This window comes from Cupriavidus sp. 8B (assembly GCF_054589115.1).
In genome coordinates this window covers 129,189-149,584 of the sequence record NZ_BAAILO010000460.1, presented here as the reverse complement: position 1 = coordinate 149,584, position 20,396 = coordinate 129,189, and the positions used below count along the sequence as shown (strand labels likewise).

Annotated in this window: 25 protein-coding genes and 1 tRNA gene; 19 read left to right on the top strand and 7 right to left on the bottom strand. The window is 64.5% G+C overall.

The features are described from left to right. Positions 1–102: 102 nt before the first annotated feature. The 7 genes from rpmI (at position 103) to ACYP5B_RS44290 (ending at position 5,729) form a co-directional block, all read left to right on the top strand. Positions 103–300 carry a 50S ribosomal protein L35 gene (gene rpmI / locus ACYP5B_RS44320; protein WP_006575466.1) on the top strand — a complete coding sequence of 66 codons (198 nt, stop codon included), beginning with the start codon at positions 103–105 and terminating at the stop codon, positions 298–300. A 27-nt stretch (positions 301–327) separates the two neighbouring features. Then, on the top strand, positions 328–684 hold the full coding sequence (gene rplT / locus ACYP5B_RS44315; RefSeq protein ID WP_006163216.1) for a 50S ribosomal protein L20: 357 nt from the start codon (positions 328–330) through the stop codon (positions 682–684). Positions 685–1,003: 319 nt separating this feature from the next. Continuing rightward, on the top strand, positions 1,004–2,035 hold the full coding sequence (gene pheS / locus ACYP5B_RS44310; RefSeq protein WP_267606192.1) for a phenylalanine--tRNA ligase subunit alpha: 1,032 nt from the start codon (positions 1,004–1,006) through the stop codon (positions 2,033–2,035). Positions 2,036–2,106: 71 nt separating this feature from the next. Then, positions 2,107–4,554: a phenylalanine--tRNA ligase subunit beta gene (gene pheT, locus ACYP5B_RS44305; protein ID WP_459573823.1), complete on the top strand. Its 2,448-nt coding sequence runs from the start codon at positions 2,107–2,109 to the stop codon at positions 4,552–4,554. A gap of 105 nt (positions 4,555–4,659) precedes the next feature. Then, positions 4,660–5,040 carry an integration host factor subunit alpha gene (locus ACYP5B_RS44300; protein WP_400093731.1) on the top strand — a complete coding sequence of 127 codons (381 nt, stop codon included), beginning with the start codon at positions 4,660–4,662 and terminating at the stop codon, positions 5,038–5,040. Between the two features lie 124 nt (positions 5,041–5,164). Next, positions 5,165–5,596, top strand: a complete 432-nt coding sequence (locus tag ACYP5B_RS44295; RefSeq protein WP_267606195.1) for a MerR family transcriptional regulator — start codon at positions 5,165–5,167, stop codon at positions 5,594–5,596. A gap of 56 nt (positions 5,597–5,652) precedes the next feature. Next, positions 5,653–5,729: transfer RNA gene (locus ACYP5B_RS44290), tRNA-Pro, on the top strand. 293 nt (positions 5,730–6,022) lie between these two features. Here ACYP5B_RS44290 and ACYP5B_RS44285 read toward each other — a convergent pair. Further along, entirely contained in the window at positions 6,023–6,547 is a 525-nt protein-coding gene (locus ACYP5B_RS44285) for a DUF1643 domain-containing protein (protein WP_459573822.1), read from the bottom strand. Positions 6,548–6,579: 32 nt separating this feature from the next. Between ACYP5B_RS44285 and ACYP5B_RS44280 the strand changes: the two genes are divergently transcribed. Beyond that, positions 6,580–6,783, top strand: a complete 204-nt coding sequence (locus ACYP5B_RS44280; RefSeq protein ID WP_400093699.1) for a hypothetical protein — start codon at positions 6,580–6,582, stop codon at positions 6,781–6,783. Here the strand turns inward: ACYP5B_RS44280 and ACYP5B_RS44275 are convergent. Then, entirely contained in the window at positions 6,774–7,145 is a 372-nt protein-coding gene (locus ACYP5B_RS44275; protein WP_400093698.1) for a hypothetical protein, read from the bottom strand. The two genes, ACYP5B_RS44280 and ACYP5B_RS44275, sit on opposite strands and share 10 nt — an antisense overlap. Before the next feature lie 38 nt (positions 7,146–7,183). Here ACYP5B_RS44275 and ACYP5B_RS44270 point away from each other — a divergent pair, with 38 nt between their 5' ends. From ACYP5B_RS44270 to ACYP5B_RS44260, 3 genes are all read left to right on the top strand, one after another. Beyond that, entirely contained in the window at positions 7,184–7,435 is a 252-nt protein-coding gene (locus ACYP5B_RS44270) for a hypothetical protein (protein ID WP_318235668.1), read from the top strand. A gap of 292 nt (positions 7,436–7,727) precedes the next feature. Then, a complete protein-coding gene (locus ACYP5B_RS44265) occupies positions 7,728–8,045 on the top strand; it encodes a hypothetical protein (protein WP_400093696.1) in 318 nt (105 codons plus the stop codon). 210 nt (positions 8,046–8,255) lie between these two features. Further along, the gene (locus ACYP5B_RS44260) at positions 8,256–8,465 is read left to right on the top strand and encodes a hypothetical protein (protein WP_400093695.1); all 210 of its coding nucleotides are present in this window, start codon (positions 8,256–8,258) and stop codon (positions 8,463–8,465) included. A 342-nt stretch (positions 8,466–8,807) separates the two neighbouring features. On the opposite strand, the gene ACYP5B_RS44255 is transcribed toward ACYP5B_RS44260, so the two are convergent. From ACYP5B_RS44255 to ACYP5B_RS44245, 3 genes are all read right to left on the bottom strand, one after another. Beyond that, positions 8,808–9,035 carry a hypothetical protein gene (locus ACYP5B_RS44255; protein ID WP_400093694.1) on the bottom strand — a complete coding sequence of 76 codons (228 nt, stop codon included), beginning with the start codon at positions 9,033–9,035 and terminating at the stop codon, positions 8,808–8,810. A gap of 3 nt (positions 9,036–9,038) precedes the next feature. Continuing rightward, positions 9,039–9,305 (bottom strand): hypothetical protein, encoded by a 267-nt coding sequence (locus tag ACYP5B_RS44250; RefSeq protein ID WP_459573821.1) that lies wholly within the window; start codon positions 9,303–9,305, stop codon positions 9,039–9,041. Between the two features lie 225 nt (positions 9,306–9,530). Then, entirely contained in the window at positions 9,531–9,968 is a 438-nt protein-coding gene (locus tag ACYP5B_RS44245; RefSeq protein WP_400093691.1) for a hypothetical protein, read from the bottom strand. A 116-nt stretch (positions 9,969–10,084) separates the two neighbouring features. On the opposite strand from ACYP5B_RS44245, the gene ACYP5B_RS44240 reads away from it, so the two are divergent. The 7 genes from ACYP5B_RS44240 (at position 10,085) to ACYP5B_RS44210 (ending at position 12,671) form a co-directional block, all read left to right on the top strand. Beyond that, on the top strand, positions 10,085–10,240 hold the full coding sequence (locus ACYP5B_RS44240; protein WP_400093690.1) for a hypothetical protein: 156 nt from the start codon (positions 10,085–10,087) through the stop codon (positions 10,238–10,240). Positions 10,241–10,378: 138 nt separating this feature from the next. After that, positions 10,379–10,633, top strand: coding sequence for a hypothetical protein (locus ACYP5B_RS44235; protein WP_459573820.1), 255 nt, complete (start codon positions 10,379–10,381; stop codon positions 10,631–10,633). A 178-nt stretch (positions 10,634–10,811) separates the two neighbouring features. Then, complete coding sequence (locus tag ACYP5B_RS44230; RefSeq protein ID WP_400093687.1) at positions 10,812–11,102, top strand: hypothetical protein; 291 nt, start codon at positions 10,812–10,814, stop codon at positions 11,100–11,102. Between the two features lie 20 nt (positions 11,103–11,122). Then, positions 11,123–11,365: a hypothetical protein gene (locus tag ACYP5B_RS44225; protein ID WP_400093685.1), complete on the top strand. Its 243-nt coding sequence runs from the start codon at positions 11,123–11,125 to the stop codon at positions 11,363–11,365. 69 nt (positions 11,366–11,434) lie between these two features. Continuing rightward, positions 11,435–11,686: a hypothetical protein gene (locus ACYP5B_RS44220; protein ID WP_267606208.1), complete on the top strand. Its 252-nt coding sequence runs from the start codon at positions 11,435–11,437 to the stop codon at positions 11,684–11,686. 98 nt (positions 11,687–11,784) lie between these two features. Continuing rightward, the gene (locus ACYP5B_RS44215; RefSeq protein WP_400093684.1) at positions 11,785–12,153 is read left to right on the top strand and encodes a hypothetical protein; all 369 of its coding nucleotides are present in this window, start codon (positions 11,785–11,787) and stop codon (positions 12,151–12,153) included. Positions 12,154–12,416: 263 nt separating this feature from the next. Further along, complete coding sequence (locus ACYP5B_RS44210) at positions 12,417–12,671, top strand: hypothetical protein (protein ID WP_267606210.1); 255 nt, start codon at positions 12,417–12,419, stop codon at positions 12,669–12,671. 49 nt (positions 12,672–12,720) lie between these two features. Here the strand turns inward: ACYP5B_RS44210 and ACYP5B_RS44205 are convergent, their stop codons facing one another. Continuing rightward, entirely contained in the window at positions 12,721–13,311 is a 591-nt protein-coding gene (locus ACYP5B_RS44205; protein ID WP_459573819.1) for a DUF2939 domain-containing protein, read from the bottom strand. A 63-nt stretch (positions 13,312–13,374) separates the two neighbouring features. Then, complete coding sequence (locus ACYP5B_RS44200) at positions 13,375–18,255, bottom strand: NAD-glutamate dehydrogenase (RefSeq protein ID WP_400093680.1); 4,881 nt, start codon at positions 18,253–18,255, stop codon at positions 13,375–13,377. A 380-nt stretch (positions 18,256–18,635) separates the two neighbouring features. Between ACYP5B_RS44200 and ACYP5B_RS44195 the strand changes: the two genes are divergently transcribed. Continuing rightward, positions 18,636–20,150 (top strand): acetyl-CoA hydrolase/transferase family protein, encoded by a 1,515-nt coding sequence (locus ACYP5B_RS44195; RefSeq protein WP_459573818.1) that lies wholly within the window; start codon positions 18,636–18,638, stop codon positions 20,148–20,150. Positions 20,151–20,396 lie beyond the last annotated feature (246 nt).

Genomic DNA, 20,396 nt, shown 5'->3' with positions numbered 1-20,396 from the left:
AGGCCGCACGCGGCTTTAGCGCAACAATAAGTGGATGCGGGTTTTGCAAGTGTCGGCGCCAGCTGGCCACCTGCATGCATGTCATAGAAGCTGGAGTATTTCATGCCGAAGATGAAGACCAAGAAAAGCGCCTCCAAGCGCTTTACTGCGCGTCCGAATGGTTCGTTCAAGCGTGGCCAGGCCTTCAAGCGTCACATCTTGACCAAGAAGACCACCAAGAACAAGCGCCAGTTGCGCGGCACCCAGGACGTCCATGAGACGAACCTGAAGTCCGTTCGCGCAATGATGCCTTACGCATAACCCTAACGAAAACGAAAGGAGCATTACATGCCTCGAGTAAAACGTGGGGTCACTGCACGGGCCCGCCACAAGAAAGTCATCGTCGCTGCCAAGGGTTTCCGCGGCCGCCGCAATAACGTCTACCGTATCGCCAAGCAGGCAGTCATGCGTGCTGGCCAGTACGCATACCGCGATCGCCGCAACAAGAAGCGCGTATTCCGCGCTCTCTGGATTGCGCGTATCAATGCTGCTTCGCGTGAGCATGGCATGACCTACAGCGTGTTCATGAACGGCCTGAAGCGGGCTTCGATTGAGCTGGACCGCAAGGTGCTGTCGGACATGGCTATCCATGACAAGCCTGCCTTTGCCGCCATCGTCAACCAGGTGAAAGCCACCGTTGCCTGATGCCGGCTCCGGGGTGCCGCGCTAGTGTCTAGCGTGGATTCCCGGGCAAGCACCGACCGCAAGGTCGACAGCATTTCCGCTGAATTTGCCTGAGCAGCGCTCGTCGCCGCGACGGCGATTCAGCCGGACCTGCAGAAACGGGGCTCCTCACCGAGCCCCGTTTTTATTTCGAATGCCGTTTTGCATCGTAGACGACATCCGAAACGAAGCCCGCGCCGCCCCCGGTGCCGCGCGGACTCTGCACCCACATCGCACCTAGTGCCAACCCACGCCCGGGCCCAGCGTGACCCGGACGCCAAATTTATCGCCGACCGCCGCCATGTCTCTGGATCCGGATCAAATCGTCGCCGACGCCCAGGCCGCCTTCGCTGCAGCCAACGACAACGCCACGCTGGAAAACGAGAAAGCCCGCTTTCTCGGCAAGACCGGCGCGCTCACCGAGCTGCTCAAGAGCCTCGGCAAGCTCGACCCGGAAACGCGCAAGAGCGAAGGCGCGCGCATCAACCAGGCCAAGCAGCAGGTCGAGGCCGCGCTGCAGGCGCGCCGCCAGGCGCTGGCCGATGCGCTGATGAACGCGCGGCTGGCCGCCGAGGCCATCGACGTCACGCTGCCGGGCCGGGCCGTTGCCCGCGGCAGCCTGCATCCGGTGATGCGTACCTGGGAGCGGGTCGAGCAGATCTTCGGCTCGGTCGGCTTCGACGTGGCCGATGGCCCCGAGATCGAAACCGACTGGATGAACTTCACCGCGTTGAACAACCCGGACAACCATCCGGCCCGTTCGATGCAGGACACCTTCTACGTGGACGGCCGCGACAGCGAAGGCAAGCTGCTGCTGCTGCGTACCCACACCAGCCCGATGCAGGTGCGCTACGCACGCATGCACGTGGAGAAGTACAAGGGCCGCGAGATGCCGCCGATCAAGGTGATCTGCCCGGGCCGTACCTACCGCGTCGACAGCGATGCCACGCACTCGCCGATGTTCAACCAGGTCGAAGGGCTGTGGATCGGCGACGACGTGAGCTTTGCGGATCTGAAGGGCGTGTACACCGATTTCCTGCGCAAGTTCTTCGAGCGCGATGACATCCAGGTGCGTTTCCGCCCCTCGTACTTCCCGTTCACCGAGCCGTCGGCGGAAATCGACATGGCCTTCGGCAATGGCAAGTGGCTGGAGATTTCCGGCTCGGGCCAGGTGCACCCCAACGTGCTGCGCAATATGGGCCTGGACCCCGAGCGCTATATCGGCTTTGCCTTCGGTTCCGGCCTTGAACGCCTGACCATGCTCCGCTACGGCATCAACGATCTGCGCCTGTTCTTCGAAGGCGACGCGCGTTTCCTGCGCCAGTTCGCCTGAGGCGCGCACGCGCGCCAGAGCACATCGTCACCGACACCACAGAACAGAATACTTACCGGATCAGAAGCGCCATGCAATTCTCGGAATCCTGGCTTCGCAGTTTCGTCAATCCCGACAAGATCTCCACCGATGCGCTCTCGCACAGCCTGACCATGGCCGGGCTGGAAGTGGAAGAGGTCGGCCCCGTTGCGCCGCCCTTCAACAAGGTGGTGGTGGCGCGCGTGCTCTCCACCGAGCGCCATCCCAACGCGGATCGCCTCAACGTTTGCCAGGTCGATGCCGGCACCGGCGAGACCCTGCAGATCGTTTGCGGCGCGCCCAATGTGGCGCCCGGCGTGCTGGTGCCGTGCGCGCTGGTCGGCGCGGTGCTGCCGCCGTCAGAGGCGGGCGGCAAGCCGTTCGAGATCAAGGTGGGCAAGCTGCGCGGCGTGGACAGCTATGGCATGCTTTGCTCGGCGCGCGAACTCAAGCTGTCGGAAGACCACGGCGGCCTGATGCTGCTGCCCGAAGATGCCAGGATCGGCATGGACATCCGCGAGTACCTGGATCTCGATGACCAGGTCTTCGTCATCAAGCTCACCCCCAACAAGGCTGACTGCCTGTCGATCCACGGCGTGGCGCGCGAAGTTGCCGCGCTGACCGGCGCCGAGCTGCACTTGCCGGAAATGAAGCCGGTGGCTGTGACGCTGGCCGACAAGCTGCCTGTGAAAATTTCGGCGCCCGACCTGTGCGGCCGCTTCTCCGGCCGCGTGATCCGCGGCGTGAACGCGCACGCGGCCACGCCGGCATGGATGGTGCAGCGCCTGGAGCGGGCAGGGCAGCGCAGCCTCTCCGCGCTGGTCGACATCTCCAACTACGTGATGCTGGAGCTCGGCCGTCCGTCGCACGTGTTCGACCTGGACAAGATCCACGGCGGGCTGGATGTGCGCTGGGGCCGCAAGGGCGAACAGCTCAAGCTGCTCAACGGCAATACCGTGGAGCTCGACGAGCAGGTCGGCGTGATCGCCGACGACAAGGAGATCGAGAGCCTGGCCGGCATCATGGGCGGCGACAGCACCGCCGTGACGCTGGACACCACCAACATCTACCTGGAAGCCGCCTTCTGGTGGCCGCAAGCCATCCAGGGCCGCTCGCGCCGCTTCAACTTCTCGACCGATGCCGGGCATCGCTTCGAGCGTGGCGTGGACTACGCCACCACGGTTGAGCATATCGAGCGCATCAGCGCGCTGATCCTCGAGATCTGCGGCGGCCAGGCCGGCCCGGTCGACGACCAGATCGTCAACTTGCCGCAGCGCAAGCCGGTGCGCTTGCGCGTGGCGCGCGCCGAGCGCGTGCTCGGCATCGAGCTGTCGCCGGCGGTCATCGCCGACGTGTTCCAGCGCTTGCAACTGCCGTTCACACGCGAGCAGGGCGCGCACGGCGAAGTGTTCGTGGTCACGCCGCCGAGCTATCGCTTCGACATCGAGATCGAGGAAGACCTGATCGAGGAAGTGGCCCGCATCTACGGCTTCGAGCGCATCCCGGCACGTCCGCCGATCGCCGAAAGCGAGATGCGCCCGACCGACGAAGCACGCCGCTCGACCCATGCCGTGCGCCACGCGATTGCCGCGTGCGACTACCAGGAGGTGATCAACTTCGCCTTTGTCGAAGAGAAGTGGGAGCGTGACTTTGCCAACAACGACAACCCGATCCGCCTGCTGAACCCGATCGCCAGCCAGCTGGCGGTGATGCGTTCCACGCTGATCGGCGGCCTGCTCGATAAGGTGCGCTACAACCTCAACCGCAAGGCATCGCGCGTGCGGATGTTCGAAGTGGGTCGCGTGTTCCGTCGCGACGCAACGGTCGCCGATGGCGGCCTGACGGTGGCCGGCTATCACCAGCCGATGGTTGCCGGCGGCATCGCCTACGGTCCGGCCTTCGAGGAGCAGTGGGGCATTGCCACCCGCCCGGTGGACTTCTTCGACGTCAAGGGCGATGTCGAGTCCTTGCTGTTCCCGCGCGTGGCGCGCTTCGAGCCGGTATCGCACCCGGCGCTGCATCCGGGCCGCGCCGCGCAAGTGGTGATCGACGGCAAGGTGGCCGGCGTGATCGGCGAGCTGCATCCGCGCTGGCTGCAGGAGTACGAGTTGGCGCATGCGCCGGTGGTGTTCGAGCTGGACCTGCAGGCACTGCGTGAAGTCGGCCTGCCCGGCTACACCGAAATCTCCAAGTTCCCGGCCGCCGTGCGCGACCTGGCGCTGGTGGTGAAGCAGTCGGTGCGTGTGCAGGATCTGCTCGACGTCATGCGCGAGGCCCTGGAAAAACAAGGCTTGGCCCGCTATTGCCAGAGCCTGGTGCTGTTCGACGAGTTCCGCCCGAAGGCGGCTTCGGCGGCCATCGGCGCGGACGAGAAAAGCCTTGCGTTCCGCCTGACCTTGCAAGATACTGGGGCGACCCTCCAGGACGAAACCGTCGACAGTGCGGTGCGTTGCATGGTCGACGCCGCCAGCGCTGCATTCCAGGCGCGGATGCGCGGCTGATCCACCAGCTGACATGACAATGGAGCGCCCGGACTTCCGCATCCGGGCGGATCGCCACACTGAATGACAATGAACGATCGACACGCGTATCTCATGGCCTCTGCAATGGGTGAAGCAGGCGACCGCCAGGCACCCTCGCTCGACGACGATACGTCCGACGCCCGCGCCGCTGAAGTACCAACCCTCACCAAGGCCGAGCTCGCTGAAATGCTGTTCGACCAGGTCGGTCTCAACAAGCGCGAGTCCAAGGACATGGTCGAAGCTTTCTTCGACGTGATTCGCGAAGCGCTGGAACAGGGCGACAGCGTCAAGCTCTCCGGCTTCGGCAATTTCCAGCTGCGCGACAAGCCGCAACGTCCCGGCCGCAATCCCAAGACGGGCGAGATCATTCCTATCACGGCACGACGCGTGGTGACCTTCCATGCCAGCCAGAAGCTCAAGGGCCTGGTGGAAGAGCGTGCCGGCCTGGTAGCGGTGCCCGGCTGATCGTTTGCCAGCAGCACGACGACTCGTTATCCTGCTTGTTTCGTGTATCACGCTTGTTCGCGCGCTAGCCCGCGCGAACACCACAACCTCTCCCGGCACGGCCTGAAGCCCGCCCATTCACCGTATGTCGGAAAGATCCAGCGAACGCATTTTGTTGCCGCCGATTCCCGCCAAACGCTACTTCACCATTGGTGAAGTCAGCGAGCTATGCGCCGTCAAGCCGCATGTGCTGCGCTATTGGGAGCAGGAGTTCACGCAGCTCAAGCCCGTCAAGCGGCGCGGCAACCGGCGCTACTACCAGCACCACGAAGTCCTGCTCATCCGGCGCATCCGCGACTTGCTGTACGAGCAGGGCTTCACGATCAATGGCGCGCGCAATCGCCTGGACGAGGGACGGCAGCACAGCCATGCAGCCGCCGAAGACGAGCAAGCGCTGGCTGCGGAGGCCGCCGGTGAAGCGCCGGTTTTTTCGCTCGACCTCAGCAACCTGCGCAACGAACTGGTGGAAGTGCAGCACCTGCTCGCGCAGCTTCAACAGATCGCGAAGCACGAATAAAAAGTGCACTAACGACTAGCCATTTTCAAAAAGCTTCTGATATAATCTTTTTCTTTCGGGGCGTAGCGCAGCCTGGTAGCGTACCTGCATGGGGTGCAGGTGGTCGGAGGTTCAAATCCTCTCGCCCCGACCAGTACACAACCCGCACAGTCATTGGCTGTGCGGGTTTTTTACTTTCTGAGCAGGGTAGCGATTTAAATCGTTTTGCCGGATGACATCCAATTAAGCAGCGGGAAGGTGTAAATGCACCATTGAAACCGGGACGTCGCGCTGTTTAATATATCCCTCGGTTGTTGCGCGGTCCGCATGGGCGCCAGCGACCTGCAGGGCGTCGATGCAGGTCCTGCTCGCTCGTCAATCTTGTGCCCATCAGCTTCTTCTCCCAGTCTTGCCGGGTTGTCCCAATCATGCGTTGTGCTGCTTCGTTCATATCTTGTATGGCTGCGGCCGAACTTTGGCTGCGATGTATAGCGGGTGCTTCGGGCTCCCGTCCTGGTTCAGCCCGAGTTGGTGGAGCAGGGCGCCGCGGCCGCACATCCTGACTATGCGCAGCACCTCCGCCGCGCGCGCCGGCGCCGCCTTGTGCGCGCCCCAGGCGCAGATCACCATCGAGCAGCGGTCCAGTGCATCCATGATCGAGCCGTTGGCCGTGTCCACGCAGCCAAGCGGCGCCGGGTGCGTCAGCAGGCCGTCCGGGTCGGTCGAGCGCAACGGGAACAGGTTCACCACCTCCAGGCGGCCATAGCGGCGGCTGGCCAGCGCGCGCTGCAGCCAGCGGGTGATCGTCGGGTCGTTGACCTGGTGATCGGCGGTTGACGGGTTGAGCATGATGAAGCCCAGGGCCGGCCGGGCGGCGTCCCATTCGCGCCAGAGGCGGTAGCGGTACTGCTCGCAGTCGGATAGGATCGCACCGGCCTCGCCGTCGATGATTTGCGTGGTTAGGTGCTTCATACTGGGAGCCTTAGGAACGTTTGGGGAGCGCTATGGCCATCGAAAGCTACAACGAATACACAGTTCGCGGCTTCGCGAAACCACTGGTTGATGGGATGTTCGAAGCGACGGGTGCCGTTGAGAAAGACGGCCGGATCCTTGAGGGTTCTGAGCCACTTGGTTACTACGCGTCGTTCGAGACAGCGGTCGCAGCAGGGATCGCATGGGCAAAGGAGTGGGTCGATGCTCACGGTTGAATCCTCCTGAACTCGACCACCCACACCCAAGGGTTGGCATCCCAGTCGCCGCCGGTGGAGTTCCAGAGCGCCGAGAATGCCCAGCGCCCGGCAGAGACCGGGGAACCCGCATTGGCATCGTTCTCGCCCTCGTTGTGGCCGGGACCCGCTGCCCAGGTCTCGCGCACGTACAAGCGGTCGCCTGGCTTGCCGTAGGAGCACAATGAGTTAGCGGGATCCGCGACATACTCAGGCGTGAAGCCGTCCGGCGCGAGCAGCTCCAGCGGGAAGCCCTTCGCCACACGCCGAGTCGGCGTCTTCCGGCCGTCCAGGATTGCGCGCACCATGGCGCCGCTGAAGAGGATGGGGTGTTCTTTGGTCATGCTAGGATTTCCTTGATCTTCCACTGCAGGAGCTCGTCATGAATTGGTTCGTGGTTCTTTCTGGCTCGCACTGGCGAAATATTTCCAACGTGGTGTTCCAAGAACACAGCCGAATGGATGAATGGAGCCAGGTGTTCTGTGATGGATTTGATGCAAGTGGCGCGATGGTCGAGCTGCAGAAAAATGGCTCCACGATTCTTGTGCCGCATAGCTCCGTCATCGTCGCCGTCAACATGAAGGACAGGAAGCACCCATTGGGCTTCATTGATGCTGAGGACGGTGCGAGCTAGAGCTACGTGGGAAAGAGCTTTGTCCGAGTTCATGCCGAGCCACCTCGCGCGTCCGGATTGCTATCGTGTGCTGCACGCCGTCGCGTAGGCGGCCGGCGGCCTTCTTGCCGACTTTTGTCACCGGGTAGCGCCAGCCGTAGCAGGGTTCAATGACGCATGCCCAGGTAACGTGGTGCATATGGTGGCAACCGCTCATGCATAGGCGCTTGTCCTGGGGATCCCGCTTGGCGAACCTCGGGTATGGCTCGATCTCGCTCATGCTACGATCCTCTGGAGCGATAGGGGGCGAGCCATGGCGAACTTCGAAACCGATGCCGAAATACTCGATTGGATTGCTAAACACAGCGAGGACGAATTCCGGCAGTACGTAGAGCACCACACGTTCGGCGACAGGCGTTTAGAGTACGCTCGGGCGTATCTCGAGAGGATCGACGGCCAGCGAGCGGAGATACGCGAGGATCGGGTGCTTCTGGCGACGCAACAGGCGGCGGGAGCAGCGCTAGACCAAGCCGAGACTGCGCGACAAGCACTCCGCATTTCCAAATGGGCCTTCGGTATAGCTATCGTTTCCGCATTTGTGGCAGTGGCTGGCTTGTTATCCGGCAAATAGCCCATTGCATCACCTTCGCAGGTTGCGCCACCGACAGCGCCACGGCCACCGGCCGCACCCTCACACCGGCGTGGCCGGCAGCATGAACGTCTCGCCTGGCTCGGCCAGCAGCAGGGTGGTGCCCATCACACGGCCACAGAGCCCAGCACCCGGTGTCCTAGACTTCAAGCCGTGGCTCCAGTGATGGGAGCGTTCGACGAGGAGAGTGCTATGAAACGTACTCGGAATTTGCCTCTGGTTTTGGTCGCAGTTGCACTTGGTGGCTGCGTATGGGCGCCTGGCGATTCGCGGCCGGGTCGCTATGATCAGGGCAGTGGCTACCGGCAGGACGGGCGCGGCGACCAGCGCACGGAACGCGGCGACCAGCGCGAACGCCGGGATGATCAGGACAAGCGCGGGGGTGATCAGCGCAGCTATTGAGCGACGCGCCAAAACTTCGGTCCGTTGGCGCGTAAGTGCGGCGTGGGAGGGCATAGGCTCTCGGCGGATCATTCGCGCTCCTTCTTGCTCAGCGAGTAGGCCACGCCAGCGCACGGCGCCGAGGTGTACATCGTGCCCAGCTACTCGGCCAGTTGCGCGCGTCAGGCAGCGATCCGCGCGGCATCGACAGCGGCATCCAACTTGGTGCCCGTGTTCTCGATAAGGATGCCGTTGCGGCCGATGCTCACCGGGGTATTGCGCGCCCATCGATAGCGCTGAGCATCCTCGCGAAGATCATCAATCCAGCCGCCGGGAGCGTTGGCAGTGATCCAGTCGTTCAGGCTATCGATTGCCGTGTGGAGCGTGGCATCGCACTTTTTTTTCCTCGCTGTCCGCAGGAAGCGGCACAGCGATGGTGCGGATGAATGCGATGGCTGCGCGGTTGATCAGCGAACCATCCTCGGGCAATTCGCACAGGTAGTCGGCCGGGTTGGGGGACGATCCTTCCTTGCGGTTGCAGCGCGGGAAGTGGGATTCGAGGGAGATGGTCGCGGGACGGTAGGTGGTCATGGCTTATTGCTTCCCGCGGGCAACCGGCTTGACCACGAAATCGGGCGCATTGAATTCGATGCGCGGGAGCTCCCCTTCGGCTTGCAGACGACGCACGTCGACATGAACATGAGCGGCGACGTGGCCGCGCGTGGCCTTACCATAGGCAAGGCCGTCGATATGGTACGAGCCGCAGGAGGGGCAGACATACGAATAGCCGTCGTGTGAGCGGAGGGGCGCTCGCTCTGCAGGTGATTTGCACAGAGGGCAGCCGGCAGGTTCGAGTGACATATCGGTCTCCTTTTGGTTGCTGGTGGATGGAGATAACAATGCTCTCGCCCCGACCAGTATTAAGCAAAACCCGCACAGCATTTTTTGTGTGAGGTTTTTTGTTACCTGTTCAAAACGCCTGCATTTAGCCCGACAAAAACACGCGGCAACAAGCGTCATCGAATTCGCGTTAGTCTTTTCGAGTCGAATCGATGCAGCCACCGCTTCCACGCAGCCATCCCTTCGCTACATCGTCGGCGAGTCACGCCAAGCCGGTGAAGTTGCCTTGCCCCCCGTCGTCCAGTACTGATCGGCCGGCTCCTCGAGCGTGGCATAGTGGCGCTCGCCACGTGTGCGCACGCGAAGCGATCTCGCGTCGAGAAAATCGATGCCTTGCGCGAGCGCGAAGCGCAGCCGCGCTCCATCGTGCTCGATCACCAGGCTGTCGATAGGACGGGGCAGGGCCTTGAGTGCGGCAGTGTCGATGCCCATCAGATAGAGCGTTGCACCGGCGGCCTGCGCGGCGGCCTCGGCTTCCGGGTTCCAGGTATCCGCCGTGAGCAGTGGGTCGTCCACGGTCAGGGTCTGGCACGTGATGGCCACGCCGTGCGTGTCGCGGATGTTGTGGGTGTTGTGAGTTTCGTGGGTGTAGAGATAGATGATGCCCGGATCGCAGGTGAACATAGCCTCACTCAAAAAACACTGTATAGATATACAGTATAGCCGGACTATTTGCGTCCAGCCAGGCCCTCGGTCGCCTGTGCTAACGTATCGGCGTCCAGACCATCCGGCGAGTGAGAATGGGGGAATTTCTAGTTTTTCTCGCAGCGCAGATTTCCGACGCTGTAGCCAATTACATTGGCTACACCCGGAACCCGGCGAAGAATTTCTACTTCTGGATATCCGGCCTGATCATCCTCGCTTGCCTTGCGGCGCTGGTGGTGTCGCGCCGGTAGCGCTAAACGAACTAATGCATCTGTCCGATGCCGTTGCCGACGAAATGTTTCACCATTGGGTGATGGCCGCGGTTGGCGATCCACCGGGGTCTGAGCAGCTCCTGACATCACGGAGTTCGCTCCACAGTGGAGAGCGCCATGATGCCGCCCGTGAAAACCAAGCATACCAACCTCATGGTCGGAGAACCCCTCGACTGGGATGCCGCCAGGCAGGGCGAATTCTCAGGGCTGCCGGTGCACCTGGATACGCTGAATGGCGTGATGCATTCTTTCTGGCAGCCCACGGAGCAGGACATTGCCAACATACTGGCCGGCATGCCCATTCGCCTATCCGTGTTCGGTGAGATGCACCCGCCCGTGGCGGTCGCGGTGACCAATGACGTGATGGACTAGCGAAGCCTTCGCCAATCAATCAGGTTTGTCGCTAAGCGGCGGCGGACTCTACAATCAAGCCATGGACCGCGCGGTGTGCATGTCTCTTCAGGTAGACGTTTGCTGTGCGCGTGGTCCCGGGGCACTGGTTTGGCCGGATGCCGTTTACCGTGTGTTGCGCATACGATAGGAGTACACGATGGCCAAACGCGAGCGCGCTGCCAGGTCCTTGCAGGACGAGGTGAGCCGGCGCATCCAGCGTATCGATGACATTGTGGAGGACGGCGCGAAGATCCGGGTGCCGGCGCCGCAAGCGCATGCACGCGATGCGCGTGGGCGCAACTGGGATATGAAGGCCTTCGGCAATGCCGCAGGCTATGAGCGGAGTATCCGGGTCGTGGTGGACAAGGCGCGTGACGAGTTCGACCTGACCGAGGTGCCGGGCCAGCAAAGCGCTGATCCCTTTGGCACTCCGCCCTCGCTGGAGTGAGCGTTTCGTTGGAGTAAGTCATGCACGCTTGCGATCTCTGCCATCTTCTCGTTGGTGCGCCGACCACGGTGGAGCCGCATGAGAATCTGGCCGCATCGGGTGCGGGCGCACTTGGCATGAACATCAACTCGCGCTGGGTGGACCGGCCCTGGCGGTGCACGGTCTGCGGCGCCTGGATGTTCCAGAATGCCGCCCACGGCGAGCCGCCCAATGTCTGGCGCATGGGGCGCCGCCCACAGGATCGCCCGCAGGACCGGACCTAGGCCCGGCATCTTCCACGGCTGCTGGCCGGACGCTGCGGCATGCTACGATGGCCGGCAAAGGGAGACGCAATGAATGAATCCAGAACACAGCATTACCGAGGCTACGTGATTTTGATCTCGGTGCAGCAGCATGAGCGCGGATGCCTTGTTAGTGCCTCGATTGTCCAGGAGGCCAAAGGCGCGGTGCGCAATCCGTCGCCGCTGCAGTCGTGGGTGGGGCATGAGCAGGGCGAACTGCTGGAAGTCGCCGACCGGGCCCAGGCCCGCGCTTGTCGGCTGATCGACGCGACGGTGGACCATGTTGCCTATGCCGCGGGCTGATTGATTGGTCCGGGCGGCCTGCCTGGCCATACTTTGGCTCGCGCAGAAGTTTTGCGGGCTAGCCTACATGGCGCGGGATCGCTGTCGTTAATCCGGGTATGAACTCATTCGATGCTTCCGAAGAATGCGCCGCAAACGCCGATGCCATGGGTTGGGGCTCGTCGCCGCCGCATGTGCTGGCCGCGGTGCTCAATACCGCCCTGGCCGCTGAGGACCTGAACGGCTTTGCCGCGCTGTTGTCCGACATGGCCCGCGATCGCGGCCTCAAGGGTGCGCGTGGCTCGCACCAGTCCATCTACGACATGCCCTATGCCAGTTTGTTGCCGCGCCAGCAGCATCTGCTGGCCGATGCGTTCGAGCTGCTCATCCGCCTGGGCCTGGAGTTGCAGCCGCGCAGGCCGCGCATGCTCGGCGACAGCCCGGGCAGCCTCCTGGCGCATGGCAACCACGAGATTCCAGCCGACTAGCCGCCAGACAGAGTCCACGCGGTGGTGCGCCAGGCGCGCCACGTGCGCCATAGATGCCACGACGGCCACGCTGCGTGCTAGCATCACGCGAAAGCAGGGTGGTGGCACAGCGTGGCGCTAGCCCTGATCAACCAGATTGCCGCACTGACGGCGACGTATTGCCCGGTCCGATGCCGATCCCGACCTGGCGATGATGCTGACACGGCACGCGCGCGCACGGCCGTGGTGTTCGAGGGGAGCGATCGCGTGTCGTGGAGGTTGCAATGGACGAAGACGAACCTTTCGGGGTAGTGTTCGAGGATTTTCGCGTCATCTGGGTGGCGGAGCGCTTGCAGGACGGCACATGGACGGCGCGTTATTGCTGGAGTCCCGGCACGTCGGAGGCATCCGGCAAGGCACTCCAGGAGGCGGTGCTCAGCGGCAAGTCAAAGCGGCTGCTGGGCGATTTCAAGACCGAAGAGGAGACCATCGACGCGATCAAGGCGGCGGTGCTGCTCGAGGCGAAATGGGGCCGGTGAAGCCTGGCATTGAAGCCTAAGCCAGATAAAGCCTTAGGCCAATCAAGGCCTAAGGCTTGGAAAGCTCCGGCAGCACGACGCTGCTCCATTTCCACGTCCATATGCCTTGGCGCGTCAGGCCAATGAGAATACGTTCGCCATTGTCCTTGGTGGCCGAGGCCTCCACGGTGTTCAGTGCCCGATAGGACAAGCTGTACTTGAGCGCGTCCTTGGCGGCCTCCTCCTCCTTCTTGGCCGGCCTCGCTGGTTCGCCTTTGTTTTCCGCCGGGGCAGGCGGCGCGGGGGGCTTTGGCTGCGGCGTCGACGCGGGCTTCTCGCCGGCCATGAGCGCCATGACGCCGGCGGGCGACACCATGGTGTCGATCATGGTGTTGATGACCGCCAGGCCGATTGCCTGCCCGATCCCGGCAAAGGGCGTGTTCTGCAAGGCGGGCGTGCCGAGCTTCTGCTGCAGGCTCAGCGTCAGTTGCGCCTTCAGGCTTTCCCGCAGGGCCGGATAGTCGACATAGCGGGAGAACTTGTCAGCATCGCGCGCTTCGATGGCAGAGCGCATCTGGTAGAGCGCCCAGTAAGGGCTGGCGTAGCTGGTGGCAGCAACGACGATCACCGCGGCAATCGCGGCTTTGACGGGTTTGTTCATCGGGTGTCCGGTGCAAGCGCGCTGGCTAAGGCCCCCATTGTCTCCAATCGGCCGCGCCTGCGTCTACCCGGCTTGCTGGCTGCGCTCCAGCAAGCCGATTTCCCGTACCGCCACCGACAGCATCGACAAGCCGGCCGCGCCCGATGCACGCTGATCCGCCAGCATGCGCGAGAAGCGCTCGATCTGCGCCTGGCGCCCGCCGCGCCATGCCTCGATCAGCTGTGCCGGCGTATCCAGTTCCTGCGGCTGCGCCAGCACGCTGACTGTCAGCGCGCGCTTGAGGCGCCCGAGGTCTTCCAGCGTCGTGGTGCGCGCCAGCAGGTCCCAGTGGCTGTCGGCGGGCAAGGCCAGGGCGCGTTCGCGCAGCCAGCCAAAACTGAACTCCGTATCGAGCGCAAAATAGACGCCCGCCACCAGTGCCAGACTGCGCTGCGTAGCCCCTGCCACCTCGGCGATATCCAGCGCCGCCGCGGAGATTTCCCCCGCGGCTACGCACAGGGCCAGTTCATCGTCCACGCCGGACTGGCTCAGAGCCTGCCGCCGTTCCGCCAGCGCCGTGGCCTCCGGCCCGGCCAGCAACGCGGGCAGCTGCGGTGTGAGCCAGGCCGCGGCTTCGGCGTAGCGCGCGCTGTTGCCATCGGTGGGGCCACCCGCGTGCGGATGCCGCAGGAACCACAGGCTGGCGTGTTCCAGCAGCCGTCCCACGGCGACGAACATGCGCGCCTGCACGTCGTCGTCGACCCGGTTGTCCAGCGCGTCGATGCGCAACCAGAGCGGGTCCAGGCCGAACACGTCGCGTGCAATCAGGCAGGCGCGCACGATGTCCGCGGGACGCGCATCGGTTTCCTCCTGCATGCGGTGGACAAAGGTGGCGCCGATGCGGTTGACCAGCGTGTTGGTGAGGTGCGTGGCCAGGATCTCCCGGCGCAGCGGATGGCGCAGCATGGTGTCGGCGTGCCGCTGGCGCAGCGGCTGCGGGAAATAGGCGGGCAAGAGGCCGGCCACCAGCGGGTCCTCTGGCAGCGCCGACGTGAGCAACTCGTCGTACAGCCACATCTTGCTGTAGGCCAGCAGCACCGCGCGTTCGGGCGAGGTGAGGCCAAGCCCGGCGGCCTTGCGCTCACCCAGCTCGTCCTCGGTCGGGAGGAATTCCAGCGCGCGCTTGAGGCGGCCGGCGCGCTCCAGCCAGCGGATCAGCCGGCCTTCCGCGTCGAGCAGCGCGGCGGCGTTGCGCCCGGCAACCGACAGCGCCTGGCTCTGGTAGTAGTTGTCCTCGAGCACCAGCAAGCCGACTTCATCCGTCATTTCCGCCAGCAGCTTGTTGCGTTGCTTCTCGGTCATCTCGCCATCCGCCACCACCAGCCCCAGCAGGATCTTGATATTGACCTCATGGTCGGAGCAATCGACGCCGGCGGAGTTGTCGATCGCATCGGTGTTGATGCGCCCGCCATTGAGCGCGAACTCGATGCGGCCAAGCTGCGTGAAGCCAAGGTTGCCCCCTTCGCCCACCACCTTGCAGCGCAGTTCGGCGCCGTTGACGCGCACCGCGTCGTTGCTGCGGTCGCCCACTTGCAGGTGGCTCTCGTGGCTGGATTTCACATAGGTGCCGATACCGCCGTTGTAGAGCAGGTCGACCGGTGCCAGCAGGATCGCGTGGACCAGTTCGGCGGGCGAGAGCGTCGTGGCGCTGATGCCAAGGCAGGCCTGCACCTCGGGTGTGATCGCGATGGTCTTGGCCGTGCGCGGGAACAAGCCGCCGCCGGCGGAGACCAGGCTCATGTCATAGTCGGCCCAGCTGGAGCGCGGCAGCTCGAAGATGCGCTGGCGCTCGCGCAGGCTGGTGGCGGGGTCGGGGGTGGGGTCGAGAAAGATATGCCGATGGTCGAACGCGGCCACCAGCTTGATGTGGGGCGACAGCAGCATGCCGTTGCCGAAGACATCGCCCGACATGTCGCCGATCCCGGCGACGGTGAAATCGGTGGACTGGATGTCGGTACCCATCTCGCGGAAATGGCGCTTCACCGATTCCCATGCACCCCGCGCGGTGATGGCCATCTTCTTGTGGTCGTAGCCGACCGAGCCGCCTGAGGCAAAGGCGTCTCCGAGCCAGAAGCCGTACTCCGCGGAGATGGCGTTGGCATAGTCGGAGAAGCTGGCCGTGCCTTTGTCCGCCGCAACCACCAGGTAGGGATCGTCGCCATCTTCGCGCACCACTTCCGGCGGCGGCACCAGGGTGCCGGCGACGCGGTTGTCGGTGACGTCGAGCAGGCCGCGCAGGAAGGTCTGGTAGCAGGCAATGCCTTCCTGCAGGAAGGCGTCGCGGTCGTTCGCCGGCGGCGGGCGCTTGACCACGAACCCGCCCTTGCTGCCCACCGGCACGATCACCGTGTTCTTCACCATCTGCGCCTTCATCAGCCCCAGCACTTCGGTGCGGAAATCCTCGCGCCGGTCGGACCAGCGCAGGCCGCCGCGCGCCACCGGGCCGCCGCGCAGGTGCACGCCTTCCACGCGCGGGGAGTAGACCCAGATCTCGAACATCGGGCGCGGCTGGGGCAGGCCAGGCACCAGCGCGGGATTGAACTTGAACGACAGGTAAGGGCGCGGCCCGCCGTCGGGACCGTTGCGGAAATAGTTGGTGCGCACCGTGGCGTTGATCACACCCAGGAACAGGCGCAGGATGCGGTCTTCGTCAAGGTTGGGCACCTGGTCCAGCGCCGTGCCGATGGCTTGCTGCAGGCGCTCGCAGCGCGCCGCGCGGGCGGCTTGCGTGGCGGGGTCGAAGCGCGCCACGAACAGTTCCACGAAGCGGGAGGCAATGGCCGGGTTGCCGGTCAGCGCCCGCTCGATGTATGCATCGCTGAAGGTCGACCCGACCTGGCGAAGATAGCGGGCATAGGCGCGCAGGATGGTCACGTCGCGCGCGGCCAGCTCGGCGCGCAGCACCAGGCGGTTGAAGTCGTCGTTCTCGATCTCGCCGTTCCAGGCGCGCGCGAAGGCGTCCTCGAACAGCGCCTTGATGCGCGCGATATCGGCCCCGAGGTCGATGCCGGCCGCGACGCCATCGGCCATTTCCAGCCCGAAATCATGGACCCACACCGGCGCCGCGCCGTTGGGCTCGATCAGGTAGGGACGCTCTTCGTCCACGCGCACGCCAAGGTGCTCGAGCATCGGCAGGCTGAGCGACAGTGCGATCGGCTCGCGCGCGCGGTAGACCTTGAAGCGGAATGCGCCGGGCGCGGCTTCGATGGGCCGGTACAGGTTCATGGCGATGCCGCCGGTGGCCTGCGCCGCCTCCATCAGCTCGATATCCCGCACGGCGGTGCGGGCCGGGTAGTCCTCGCGGTAGCCGGCCGGGAAGGAGTCGCCGTAGCGGCGCAGCAAGCGGTTGCCTTGCTCCTCGCCGGTGCTGTCGAGCAGGGCGGCGGCAAGGTCGTCCTGCCAGCGGCGGGCGGCCTGCAAGATGCGCTCTTCCAGCTCGTCCGGGTTGACCTCGGGCATGGTGCCGGGCTCGCCGCGCACGATCAGCTGGATGCGCGCGAGCGGCGACTCGGAGAGTTGCGGCGTGAATTCGCAGCTGTTGCCGCGAAAGGCGGTCATCAGCAGCTTCTGGATGCGCTGGCGCAGGTCCGTGTTGTACTTGTCGCGCGGCACGAAGACCAGGCAGGAGACGAAGCGGTCGAAGCGGTCGCGCCGCACGAACAGCCGGATGCGCTGATGCTCCTGCAGGCGCAGGATGCCCAGCGTGATGTGGAACAGTTCGTCTTCCTCGGCCTGGAACAGTTCGTCGCGCGGGTACTGCTCGATGATGGTCACCAGCGACTTGTAGAGATGGCCCTTGGTCAGGAAGCCCGCGCGCGCCAGGATGTTGGCGAACTTGCGCCGCAGCAGCGGGATGTCCGCGCACGACATCATGTAGGTGGTGGAGGTGTAGAGGCCCACGAAGCGCCGCTCGCCAAAGAGCTTGCCGTTGGCGTCGGTCAGCTTGATGCCGATGTAGTCCAGGTAGCCGGGCCGGTGCACGGTGGAGCGCGAATTGGCCTTGGTGACGAAGATCGGCGATCTGCCTTCGATGACCGAGGTGGCCGCCGCGGGCAGCTCGGTCAGCGTTTCCGCCTCGGGCGGGCGCAGGCTCTCGCTCAGGATGCCGGCGCCAGAGCCGGGCACGCCGCGCAGGTAGAAGCGGTCGTTCTGGGTAACCAGTTCATAGTCGCGCTGGCCGAGGAAGGTGAAGTGCTCGTCCAGCATCCACTGCAGGAAGGCGCAGGCTTCCTGCGTCTCGGGCTGCTTGCCCTCCGGGCCCTGCGCCAGCGTGTCGATGGTGGCGCGGGTGATGGCGGTCATCGCCGGCCAGTCTTGCACCGCAGCGCGCACATCGCCCAGCACGCGGGCAATGCCGTTGCGCAAGGCTTCCTGCGTGGCGGTGTCGCCGCAGCGGTCCACTTCGAAATGGATGAAGGATTCGAGCCGGGGGCCACCGGCGGGCTCGCTCGCGGCGACATCGCCCTCGCTGCCCAGTCCCACCTTGGCGATGGTGCCGTCCGCGTTGCGCCAGACCCGGAACACGGGGTGGATCGCGGAGTGCAGGGCCAGCCCGAGCCGGTTGATCTCCATGGTGACCGAGTCGACCAGGAACGGCATGTCGTCGTTGACGATCTCCACCACTGTGTGGTCGGAGTGCCAGCCGTGCTGCTCGAGGTTGGGGTTGTAGACGCGCAGCCGTGCATTGCCCGGGACAAAGCGCTGGGCGGTCTGCCAGTGCGCCATGACCGCGCCGTAGAGATCGGCTACGTCCCGCTTGAGCAGGTCGTCGGCGTCCGCCAGGTCGTAGTAGTGCCGCAGGAATGGCTCGGCCTGGACGAACATGTCGCCGGGCAGGCGCCCCTGGGCGAACTGCATCAGGTCGGCCAGCAACTGGGCCAGTCGCGCTTCGCTTTCCGCAAGCATGGTGTCTCCCCCAGACGGCTGTTTTTTGGCAGTCGGTTGCCGGCGCTGGCCCGCGCGACGCGCGTCGCGCGGTGCCTGCGCCCTGGCAGCATGATCGTGCTAACTACTGTAGAGCATAAAGGGGGGCACCGCGCACAAAGTGCGCTGCAGGGCAGGGCCGGCTGGCCTTGCCCGCGCCAGGCTGCGCGGGCGTCGGGGTGTATGAGATTTACGACTGGTTTTCATGATTTTATATCGCCGCAGGAATGTACCTGCCGTGGCTACACTGCCTGTCTGCGCCTTACCCGCCGGTAGGAAGCGCGAGCCGAGCTGGGCGCCGGGCCTTGCCGCGGCGCGCGGCACGGCCTCACTGGCCGGGACAGGCATCATGGAGACATAAGATGTACAAAGAACGTATCCGGGTGGCCAGCCTGCTCGACAAGGTCATGCCAGCCGAGGCCGCGGCGGCGATGATCCGGGACGGCATGACCGTCGGCATGAGCGGGTTCACCCGCGCAGGCGACTGCAAGGCGGTGCCGCAAGCGCTGGCAAAGCGCGCGGCGCACGAGCCGCTGCGCATCACGCTGATGACCGGCGCCTCGCTGGGCAACGACACCGACAAGATGCTGGCCGAGGCCAACGTGCTGGCGCGGCGCCTGCCGTTCCAGGTGGACGCCACCTTGCGGCGCAAGATCAACGCGGGCGAGGTGATGTTCGTCGACCAGCACCTGTCCGAAACCGTGGAGCAACTGCGCGGGCGGCAGATCGCGCCGGTGGACGTGGCGGTGGTGGAAGCGGTTGCGATCACCGAATCCGGCGGCATCGTGCCGTCGACTTCGGTCGGCAACTCCGCGAGCTTCGCGATGCTGGCGCAGAAGGTGATCGTCGAGATCAACCTCAATATGCCGGCCGGCCTGGAAGGCCTGCACGACATCTACCTGCCGACACCGCGGCCCCATCGCCAGCCCATTGCGCTGGTCTCGGTGGACCAGCGCATCGGCTTGCCCTATATCCCGGTGGACCCCGCGAAGATCGCCGCCATCGTGATCACGCAAAAGGACGACAGCCCGTCCAATGCGCTGCCGCCCGACCAGGAGACGCGCCAGATCGCCGGGCACCTGAACGATTTCCTGTCGCATGAAGTGCGGACAGGCCGGCTGGCGCCGTCGCTGCAGCCGCTGCAGGCCGGCATCGGCACGATCGCCAATGCCGTGCTGCATGGCCTGATCGATTCCCCCTTCCGCGACCTCACGATGTATTCGGAGGTGCTGCAGGACAGCACCATCGAGTTGCTCGACGCCGGCCGGCTGCGCTTTGCCTCGGCGTCGTCGGTGACCTTGACCGGCGCCGTCTATGCGCGCTTCCTGGCAGACCTGGAGCGTTACAAGACCCGTGTGATCCTGCGCCCGCAGGAGATCAGCAACCATCCGGAGCTGCTGCGCCGGCTCGGGCTGATCACCATCAACACGGCGCTGGAGTGCGATATCTACGGCAACGTGAACTCCACGCATGTGGGCGGCACGCACATGATGAACGGGATCGGCGGGTCGGGAGACTTTGCGCGCAATGCGCATTTGTCGGTGTTCGTCACCAAGTCGGTGGCCAAGGCCGGCGCCATCTCCAGCATCGTGCCGATGGTGTCCCACGTGGATCATACCGAGCATGATGTCGACATCATCGTGACCGAGCACGGCCTGGCCGATCTGCGCGGCCTGGCGCCGCGCGAGCGCGCGCAGCAGGTCATCGCCAATTGCGCCGATCCGCTGTATCGGGAGTTGTTGCGTGATTACGCGGCGCGCGCCACGCGCCGCGGCGGGCATACGCCGCACCTCATCGAAGAGGCGCTGGCCTGGCACGCGCGCTTGCGCGAGGAGGGCACGATGGGTGGCACGAAGGCGGCCCTGGCCGCAGCCTGAGGCGGCTTGTGCTTTGAGCTTCCTCGTCGTCCTTCAGCCTTATCCCTTGAAGATGAGCACAGCCAGCACCAGGGAGGAAGCCATTAGGATCAGCAGGTCTAGCATGATGGTCTCCGAAAGGGAGAGGTCCGGGATAGCGAAAGGGTAAGCCTGCGCTACGGTTCACGCAGCAGGCGGGCTTCCGAATGCATTCTCGGATATCTCGCACATTTCCACATGCGGCGCCATCTGGCTCAGACGGCGTTT

Bases quoted from the DNA above. Each gene is read 5' to 3' on its own strand.
- rpmI (WP_006575466.1), top strand. From the start codon at position 103: ATGCCGAAGATGAAGACCAAGAAAAGCGCCTCCAAGCGCTTTACTGCG.
- rplT (WP_006163216.1), top strand. From the start codon at position 328: ATGCCTCGAGTAAAACGTGGGGTCACTGCACGGGCCCGCCACAAGAAA.
- pheS (WP_267606192.1), top strand. From the start codon at position 1,004: ATGTCTCTGGATCCGGATCAAATCGTCGCCGACGCCCAGGCCGCCTTC.
- pheT (WP_459573823.1), top strand. From the start codon at position 2,107: ATGCAATTCTCGGAATCCTGGCTTCGCAGTTTCGTCAATCCCGACAAG.
- ACYP5B_RS44300 (WP_400093731.1), top strand. From the start codon at position 4,660: ATGGGTGAAGCAGGCGACCGCCAGGCACCCTCGCTCGACGACGATACG.
- ACYP5B_RS44295 (WP_267606195.1), top strand. From the start codon at position 5,165: ATGTCGGAAAGATCCAGCGAACGCATTTTGTTGCCGCCGATTCCCGCC.
- ACYP5B_RS44285 (WP_459573822.1), bottom strand. From the start codon at position 6,547: ATGAAGCACCTAACCACGCAAATCATCGACGGCGAGGCCGGTGCGATC.
- ACYP5B_RS44280 (WP_400093699.1), top strand. From the start codon at position 6,580: ATGGCCATCGAAAGCTACAACGAATACACAGTTCGCGGCTTCGCGAAA.
- ACYP5B_RS44275 (WP_400093698.1), bottom strand. From the start codon at position 7,145: ATGACCAAAGAACACCCCATCCTCTTCAGCGGCGCCATGGTGCGCGCA.
- ACYP5B_RS44270 (WP_318235668.1), top strand. From the start codon at position 7,184: ATGAATTGGTTCGTGGTTCTTTCTGGCTCGCACTGGCGAAATATTTCC.
- ACYP5B_RS44265 (WP_400093696.1), top strand. From the start codon at position 7,728: ATGGCGAACTTCGAAACCGATGCCGAAATACTCGATTGGATTGCTAAA.
- ACYP5B_RS44260 (WP_400093695.1), top strand. From the start codon at position 8,256: ATGAAACGTACTCGGAATTTGCCTCTGGTTTTGGTCGCAGTTGCACTT.
- ACYP5B_RS44255 (WP_400093694.1), bottom strand. From the start codon at position 9,035: ATGACCACCTACCGTCCCGCGACCATCTCCCTCGAATCCCACTTCCCG.
- ACYP5B_RS44250 (WP_459573821.1), bottom strand. From the start codon at position 9,305: ATGTCACTCGAACCTGCCGGCTGCCCTCTGTGCAAATCACCTGCAGAG.
- ACYP5B_RS44245 (WP_400093691.1), bottom strand. From the start codon at position 9,968: ATGTTCACCTGCGATCCGGGCATCATCTATCTCTACACCCACGAAACT.
- ACYP5B_RS44240 (WP_400093690.1), top strand. From the start codon at position 10,085: ATGGGGGAATTTCTAGTTTTTCTCGCAGCGCAGATTTCCGACGCTGTA.
- ACYP5B_RS44235 (WP_459573820.1), top strand. From the start codon at position 10,379: ATGATGCCGCCCGTGAAAACCAAGCATACCAACCTCATGGTCGGAGAA.
- ACYP5B_RS44230 (WP_400093687.1), top strand. From the start codon at position 10,812: ATGGCCAAACGCGAGCGCGCTGCCAGGTCCTTGCAGGACGAGGTGAGC.
- ACYP5B_RS44225 (WP_400093685.1), top strand. From the start codon at position 11,123: ATGCACGCTTGCGATCTCTGCCATCTTCTCGTTGGTGCGCCGACCACG.
- ACYP5B_RS44220 (WP_267606208.1), top strand. From the start codon at position 11,435: ATGAATGAATCCAGAACACAGCATTACCGAGGCTACGTGATTTTGATC.
- ACYP5B_RS44215 (WP_400093684.1), top strand. From the start codon at position 11,785: ATGAACTCATTCGATGCTTCCGAAGAATGCGCCGCAAACGCCGATGCC.
- ACYP5B_RS44210 (WP_267606210.1), top strand. From the start codon at position 12,417: ATGGACGAAGACGAACCTTTCGGGGTAGTGTTCGAGGATTTTCGCGTC.
- ACYP5B_RS44205 (WP_459573819.1), bottom strand. From the start codon at position 13,311: ATGAACAAACCCGTCAAAGCCGCGATTGCCGCGGTGATCGTCGTTGCT.
- ACYP5B_RS44200 (WP_400093680.1), bottom strand. From the start codon at position 18,255: ATGCTTGCGGAAAGCGAAGCGCGACTGGCCCAGTTGCTGGCCGACCTG.
- ACYP5B_RS44195 (WP_459573818.1), top strand. From the start codon at position 18,636: ATGTACAAAGAACGTATCCGGGTGGCCAGCCTGCTCGACAAGGTCATG.